Source organism: Kitasatospora sp. NPDC054795 (genome assembly GCF_053611565.1).
The window spans coordinates 1-5,130 of the sequence record NZ_JBSHAP010000249.1; the positions used below are offsets into that span (position 1 = coordinate 1).

A 5,130-nucleotide genomic window follows, 5' to 3' on the forward strand; every position below is an offset into this window, starting at 1 on the left:
CCGCGACGACGATCTTCGCGGAGGTGGTGGCGCGGGTGGGGGCGGCCGCGTTAGAGCTTGCGAAGTCCACTGAGGACCCTTTCGAGCAGCGTGACGTCGGGCTGGTTTCCGGTTTCGCCGCCGGAAGCGGGCTGGTGGATGGCGACCAGGCCGGCCTCGGCCAGGTCGGCCACGAGGATGCGGGCCACTCCCAGGGGAAGCGAGAGCAGCGCCGACACCTCGGCGACGGATTTGACCTCCGTGCACAGCGTGCAGATCCGCTGGTGCTCGGGGAGCAGGGTGGCCAGGCGCTGCGGGTCGACGTCGGCGGAGACCAGGGCCTCCAGCGCGAGTTCGTAGCGCGGGCGGGTCCGGCCGCCGGTCATCGCGAACGGGCGGATCAGCGGGCCGGAGTCGGGTTCGTCCTCGAACTCCTCGTAGTGGCCGGGCTCCTGGGCGGGCCGGTAGCCGGGGGCCGGCTCGGGCGCCGGGGCCGGGTAGCCGGGTGCCGGGGCGCCGTACGAGGGCTGCCGGGCGTACTGGTCGTACTGGCCGTACTGCTCTTCGGGGCGGTGGTACGGCTGCTGGGGCTGTCCGTACTGGTGCCGGCCGTACTGCTGACCGTGGCCGACGCCGGGTGCTCCGAAGGCGTCATGGCCTGTGCCAGGGTACGGAACGCCGTACTGGCCGCTGCGGTCGTCGGGCGGTGTCACGGTTCCTCTCCTCACAGGGTGCGGCGGTGCGGTGCGAGCTTCGGCGCAGGTCCGGAGCCGGTGGTGCGAAGGCCGTACAACGTCCGAACCCGAGCCCGCCGAAGCGGGCCCGGGAAGGACGCGGAGGTGCTTCGAATACCTGGACGGTATCCGACGAACCGTCAGTGCAGGAGACTGCCCTGGAGTTCAGCGCGAAGAGCGGGGGTGAGGACGGCGCCGGCGCGGTCGACGAGCAGGGCCATCTCGTAGCCGACGAGGCCGATGTCGGAGTCCGGGGAGGCGAGGACGGCGAGCGCGGAACCGTCGCTGACGGCCATCAGGAACAGGAAGCCCCGCTCCATCTCGACCACGGTCTGGTTGACCTCGCCGCCCTCGAAGATCCGGCTCGCACCGGAGGTGAGGGAGGTGAGGCCGGAGGCGACGGCGGCGAGCTGGTCGGCACGGTCGCGCGGGAAGCCCTCGGACATGCACAGCAGGAGGCCGTCCGCGGAGACCACCACGGTGTGGGACACCCCGGGGGTGTTGTCCACGAAATTGGTGATCAGCCAGTTCAGGTTCTGTGCGGCCTGGCTCATCTGAGTCAACTCAACGCTCCTGGTGGTTCGAGCCGCCGAAGAGATCGGTGCTCCGGTTCTGTCCGTTGCCGGACTGGTCTGCCTGATCGGGGTCGATCCGGAAGCTTCCGGTGTTACCGGCGCTGCGGCCCTGCTCCACACCGCGGCGCAGGTTGGTGAGGCGGCCACGGACCTCCTCCGGGCTGCGGGAGACCTGCGGCCCGTCCTGCGGGGTGGGCTTGGCGTTGCCGGGCACCAGGTTCTGCTTGGGCACGCGCCGCGGCAGACCGGCACCGGTGGTGCCGCTGGAGCTGGGCTCGCGCAGCTGCTCGGCCCGCTGCCAGTCGCCGTCGTTCGGCGACTGCCAGGCGGTGCTGGCGGTCGGGCCGGTCGGGCCGTATCCGCCGAGCGAGGACACGTCGTGGCCGCGCTGGGTCGGGGACGCCGAGGTGTCCTTGGCGCCCGCGAACCAGTTCGGGGCGTCGCCGGACGCGCCGGCGCCGGACGGGGCGGCGGCGGGGCCACCGCTCGCCAGCTGCTCGCCGGGGCGGCGCTGCGGCAGCCCGGACGGCAGGGTGGTGTGCGCCTCGGCGGCGGGCAGCGCCGGCGGCTCCGGGGCGTACGGGTGGTCGGCCGGGGACTCCTCGGCCTGCCGGCCGTACTGGTCGGCGTACCCGTCCTGCTGGTAGCCGCCCTGGTCGTAGCCGTACCGGTCGTCGGCGTAGCCCTGCTGCTCGTAGCCCTGGGGGGCGTACTGGTCGTAGCCGTCCTGGGCGTACTCGTCGTGCTGGTACTCGTCCTGCTGGTAGCCGCCCTGGTCGTAGCCGTACCGGTCGTCGGCGTGGGGCTGCTGCTCGTAGCCCTGCGGGGCGTACTGGTCGTAGCCCTGCTGGTAGTCCTCCTCGACCTCGGCGTCCATCACCGGCGCCTGCGGGCCGCCCTCCAGGGCCGCGCGGCGGACCTGGTCGAGGCGCTGCGAGCGCTGGACGGACTCCAGAGCCGGGCTGAACCCGCTGGAGCCGGCGTTGCCGATGCCGGTGAGGTGGTCGTCGAAGCCGAGCTCGGCGGCGCTGCGGGCCGTGGTGTCCGGCGCCCACTGGGCGGTCGGCTCCTGCTCGGCGAAGATCCGGGAGACGGTGAACTGCTCGTCCGGCTCCGGCACCGCACCCGACTGGGTGACGAACGGCGGGAGCATGACCAGCGAGGTGGTGCCGGCGGACTCGCCGGACGGGCGGAGCTGGACGCGGATGTCGTGCCGCTGGGAGAGCCGGCCGACCACGAACAGGCCCATGCGGCGGGAGATGGTGGCGTCCACCGTGGGCGGCTCGGCCAGCTTCTCGTTGATCTCCGCGAAGTCCTCGGCGGTGAGGCCGATGCCCTTGTCGTGGATCTCGACCAGCACCCGGCCGTCCGGCAGGCGGGTCGCGTTGACCAGGACCCGGGTCTGCGGGCTGGAGAACGAGGTGGCGTTCTCCAGCAGCTCGGCGAGCAGGTGGACGAGGTCGGTCACGGCGGCGCCGACGACGTCGACCTCCGGGATGCCGGAGAGCTCGACGCGCTCGTACTGCTCCACCTCGGAGGCGGCGGCGCGGAGCACGTCGACCAGCGGGACCGGGGTGTTCCAGCGGCGGCCGGCCTCCTCGCCCGCGAGGACGAGGAGGTTCTCACCGTTGCGGCGCATACGGGTCGCGAGGTGGTCCAGCTTGAAGAGGTTCTCCAGCTGGTCCGGGTCGGCCTCGTTGTTCTCCAGGTCGGTGATCAGCGCCAGCTGGCGCTGGATCAGGCTCTGGCTGCGGCGCGACAGGTTGGTGAAGATCGCGTTGACGTTCCCTCGCAGCAGGGCCTGCTCGGCGGCGAGCGCCACCGCCTGCTGGTGGACCTGGTCGAACGCCCGGGCGACCTCGCCGATCTCGTCCTTGCCGTGCAGCGGGATCGGGGTCACCGAGGTGTCGACCCGCTCGGGGTCGGTCTTGGAGAGCTTCTCGACCAGGTCCGGCAGACGGTGGTCGGCGATCTCCAGGGCGGCGCTGCGCAGGGTGCGCATGCCGAGGATCATCGAGCGGGCCACGTAGCCGGTGAGCAGGCCGGCCAGGATGAGCGCCGCGACGACGATGATCGTGTTGAGGATGGCGTCGTAGAGCGCGTTGTCCTTCAGGGCGCGGGACTCGGCGAGGACGTCGTCCAGCAGCGCGATCTCGGTGTTCCGCAGGGCCTGGATGTGGGTGTTGGCGGCCTGGTTCCAGTTGTCCGGGGTCAGGCCGGCGTTTTTCGCCTCGGCGTACGCGGCGTCGGCGGCGGCCTTGCCCTTCAGCTGGCCCTCCGCGGCGGCCTGGCTGTAGGCGGCGCCGAGCTGGAGCAGACCCTGCATGGTGGGCGCCGCGCCGTTGGGCATCTTGTACGCCGAACGTTCCTGGGCGGTGGCCACGGCGACCTGGGCGGCCGCGTACTTCCGGGCGTCGTCCGGGGCGCTGCCGGTGTTGAACTCGTTGAGGGAGACCTGCTCCAGCTTCTCCGAGACCAGGATCTGCTGGATCACGTCCTGGTTCTCGTACCGCGTGGTGGCGTTCTGCGAGATGCCGACCAGCAGGTTGAGCATCAGCGCGCGCTGGGTCGAGGCGGAGGCCTTGGCCAGCGACATCGCGTAGATCGCGCGGCCCTTGCTGGTGGCGTTGGCGGAGCCGATGCCGACCGAGTTGTCGTAGGCCAGCAGCGGGGCGAGCATCACCGAGTAGGCGCTCGCGGTGGCGCTGGCGAACAGCTCGGGGCCGTACGCGTTGGCCCGCAGGTGCGCCAGGTCGAGGACCAGGGCCTGGAAGGCCTCGTGGCGGCGGGGGAGCTCACCGGACTTGTCCGAGGCGGCGTAGGCGGCGTTGTAGGCCTTCAGCGCGGCGTCGGTGTCGTTGCGGCGCTTGGTGACCTCGTTGTTCGGGTCCTGCTTGGTGAGCAGGGGTATGAGCGTCTTGTCGCGCTCGTTCTCCAGCGCCTCGGCGAGTTCGGTCGCCGCCTTGGCCAGCTCCGCGGTCTTCTCGGCGCGGGAGGCCTTGATGAAGCCGTCGACCGAGGTGTTCACGCGCAGACCGCCGAAGACGAGACTGATGATCACGGGGATCAGCAGGATCGCGATCAGACGGGTCGGCACGCGCCAGTTGCGCGGGCGGAGGAAGTCGTACCGGCTGGAGCCGCCGCCGTCGCCCGACGAACCGCCGCTTCGGGGCGCCGTGGGCGTGCCCTGGGGCTCGGGGGCCGGGGAGGGGCCCAGGGGGCGTTCCTCGGTGGGAGTGAACGCGGAGAATCCGGCCGGATCCCCCTGGGTACCGTTCGGCTCGCTCTGGCGGGGCTCGGAGCGCCGCTGCGGGGCGGGTTGCTGCTTACGCCTCACTCGACAACTACCTCTCGGCCGACTGCCGGCCATGGATCAATCCAGCGCTACCCCGGTGCCCTGACCTCCGCCGGACGGGCCGGAGCAGGAGACATCCAGGGGTAGCTGGAATTTCAGCACGTGCGGGGATGGGGGACAAACAGCCGAAGTCCGACGCCCACGCCGGAACAATCCGGACATTCACCGACATGGCGGAGCAAATCCGTGGTCACCTGGCGCTGAGTGACGCGGATTCGCCACACTGAGTCATTGTTGATCACAAAATGCCTACCGAACTGTTATCCGCTGCTTATACACGGGTCTTGCGCGGGGCCCCCGGAGGACACCGGCCGGTAAGCATCGCGGCCCCGACGGCCCGCTGCAGGGGACGGACCGTCGGGGCCGGGCGGTTCCCCCTCGCTCAGCGGAGCCGGGCCAGCAGGGCGTGTTCGACGAGGGTGATGAGGGCGCTCTTGGCGCTGTCGCGGCGGCGGGCGTCGAGGGTGATGACGGGGGTGTCGGCGCC

At 71.4% G+C, this 5,130-nt stretch carries 3 protein-coding genes and 1 pseudogene; all 4 read right to left on the reverse strand.

Annotation, left to right across the window (positions count from 1 at the left end; translation table 11 throughout):
• Positions 1-50: 50 nt before the first annotated feature.
• Positions 51-692 carry a DUF742 domain-containing protein gene (locus ACWGJO_RS40870; protein WP_452190863.1) on the reverse strand — a complete coding sequence of 214 codons (642 nt, stop codon included), beginning with the start codon at positions 690-692 and terminating at the stop codon, positions 51-53.
• 161 nt (positions 693-853) lie between these two features.
• Positions 854-1,267, reverse strand: a complete 414-nt coding sequence (locus ACWGJO_RS40875; protein WP_030057391.1) for a roadblock/LC7 domain-containing protein — start codon at positions 1,265-1,267, stop codon at positions 854-856.
• Between the two features lie 10 nt (positions 1,268-1,277).
• Positions 1,278-4,625, reverse strand: coding sequence for a sensor histidine kinase (locus ACWGJO_RS40880; RefSeq protein ID WP_452190864.1), 3,348 nt, complete (start codon positions 4,623-4,625; stop codon positions 1,278-1,280).
• Positions 4,626-5,025: 400 nt separating this feature from the next.
• Positions 5,026-5,130 (reverse strand): annotated as a pseudogene (locus ACWGJO_RS40885) (ATP-binding protein); the annotation flags it as partial.